The sequence below is a fragment of the Bartonella sp. AD328YNZD genome (assembly GCF_042196425.1).
Genome location: NZ_JBHIQG010000896.1, coordinates 1 through 515, shown reverse-complemented (window position 1 = coordinate 515; position 515 = coordinate 1). Strand labels below are relative to the sequence as shown.

Sequence of the window (515 nt, the reverse complement as noted above, 5' to 3'; positions counted from 1 at the left end):
GAAATTTTAACACAATGGCTTGAATGGGCGTTCCAAGTTGAAAAAGCACAGCTTTAAATAATTACTGGCGATTTTTGCAACGCGTTTTTAAACAGAAAAAGGATACGAGAGGTTATGATGATCTTTCGTATTCTTGTGTCAGAGAAATGGCTTCTGAATATTACATGAATTGTGAAAGAAAGAAGGGAAAATGAATGCTTTGTCAGGTGTTAGGTAAAGCACAAATTAAAATCTCTATCTTTTTGCGTTTTGTGGCAAAAATGACAGATTGAGAATATTTTGGTATTTGTTTATTTTTATTATCATAAATTGTAAAATTTAATCACTTGAAGATTGAAAAAAATCTGAAATGAGGAGTCGCACTTGCTCTAAGGTTTCGTTATAAGGAAGCATTTGTTTTTGAATGCTGGTTTTTTTGACCAAACACGACGGAGAAAGTTATGGCCAATGTAGTTGTTGTCGGTACACAATGGGGTGATGAAGGCAAAGGTAAAATTGTAGATTGGTTGTCTGAG

General features: G+C 33.8%; 1 protein-coding gene. It reads left to right on the top strand.

Going from position 1 to position 515, the window contains the following annotated elements:
• Positions 1 to 440: 440 nt before the first annotated feature.
• Positions 441 to 515: adenylosuccinate synthetase (locus ACFIO3_RS15635; protein ID WP_375704838.1), on the top strand; the 75-nt coding region annotated here is incomplete at its 3' end.